General features: G+C 61.0%; 3 protein-coding genes. All 3 read right to left on the reverse strand.

From position 1 onward, the window contains the following. Positions 1–381: DUF2946 domain-containing protein (locus D8U70_RS11835; protein ID WP_130928941.1), on the reverse strand; the 381-nt coding region annotated here is incomplete at its 3' end. Positions 382–402: 21 nt separating this feature from the next. Next, complete coding sequence (locus D8U70_RS11840; protein WP_016771880.1) at positions 403–882, reverse strand: copper chaperone PCu(A)C; 480 nt, start codon at positions 880–882, stop codon at positions 403–405. Positions 883–930: 48 nt separating this feature from the next. Then, the gene (locus D8U70_RS11845) at positions 931–1,329 is read right to left on the reverse strand and encodes a DUF2946 domain-containing protein (RefSeq protein WP_130928942.1); all 399 of its coding nucleotides are present in this window, start codon (positions 1,327–1,329) and stop codon (positions 931–933) included. Positions 1,330–1,501: the final 172 nt, after the last annotated feature.

A 1,501-nucleotide genomic window follows, 5' to 3' on the forward strand; every position in this document is an offset into this window, starting at 1 on the left:
ACGCGGGGAGGGTGGGGTGAAGGTGTTCGGTGGCGGGATGTTGAAAGCGACGAAATCGCCGCCGCCGGTCAGTGCCGGGCAGTTAAACAGCAGGCTGCAATAGCCGCATTTTTCCCACAGCACGTGGTGCGAAGATTGCGGCGGGCAATGCTCGGCCGCAGGCTGGGCTGCATGGCCACTGTGATCCATGCCGGGCATGTCCATCGACATGTCCATGCTCATTGGCATCGACGTCGAGGCGTGTTGATCCATCGGCATCGACTGAGAAATCAGTGGACCGATGAAGATCATCAGCATGGCGAACAGGGCGATCCAGCTGCCACGCGTCAGCGCTTGAGTCTGACGGTGATGCGGGACGGGCCTGGCGCGCAACGAGCGCATGGGCGAAGTCAGCCGGGTCGGTTACTGAGCGTGCACGTGGCCCTGGGCGGATTCCGGCGCTTTCTTCTGCACGGCAACTTCAACGCTGACGTCACCTGCCTTTTCGAAATGCAGGGTCATCGGGAAACGCTTGCCGTCGCTGAGCAGGCTGCGATCGCTCGGGTTGAGCAGCATCACGTGGTAAGCCATCGGCGCGAAGGTCACGGTGCCGCCGGCGGGGATTTCCACGCTCGGTACTTGCTGCATCTTCATCAGATCGCCCTGCATCACGTGTTCGTGCAACTGCGCTTGTGCAGCGATGGGCGAGTCGACGCTGAGCAGGCGATCGGCGCTTTTGCCGGTATTGTGGATGATGAAGTAGGCGGCGACGGTCGGCGCATTCGGCGGCAGTTCCTGCGACCACGGATGGGCGATTTCCAGCGCATCCGCCTTGTATTCATGGGCATGGGCGAAGCACGCCGGCAACAACAGCGCGGCGAGGACGAAGAGTTTCTTCAACATGGCAGTTCTCCAGAACGATTTGAAACGCGGATTTGTGGCGCGAACAAATCAGACCAGAGGGGAAGCACGGGGATTGAGACTCGGCCATTGCTGGCGCGGCGTCGGGGCTTGCAGGGAGACGGGCGCAACGCTGCGGTTGCTTTCAAATTGCGCGAAATACAGCTGCGGCGAATGCCCCGGCAGCGCCAGCAATGGCGCCCCACCTGAGCAACACCAGCAGTGCTGCATATTCGAATGGTTGTCGTTCTGCGGGGCCTTCTGATCCGTGGCACCGATGTCGATCGCCACCATCTTCATGCCGCTGCCGGTGCAGAAACTGCTCCAGAGTATCTGCTCGGCCGGTGAACTGGCCGCCTGCGCCATCGCCCCGCTCAGCGGCATGGCGAGCATGTTGAACAGCACTGCAAGGCAGGCGATCCAGGCAAATGCTAACCGGCGTCGGTTCATGGGACAGGTCCGTTGGGTGGGCGATCAGGCGCGGCCCATTTAGCCTGATCAGAGCCGATAAGTAAAAAAGCGTCGTGCGGTTTGGTGTCGCATTGAGCTGTTAAAGGAGTGTAGCTACTTGAATTTGCAGTGCCAGACCTGACGCCTTCGCGGGCAAGCCCGCTCCCACAAA

It is taken from the genome of Pseudomonas sp. Sample_20, from assembly GCF_004307585.1.
Taxonomy (GTDB): Bacteria; Pseudomonadota; Gammaproteobacteria; order Pseudomonadales; family Pseudomonadaceae; genus Aquipseudomonas; species Aquipseudomonas atacamensis.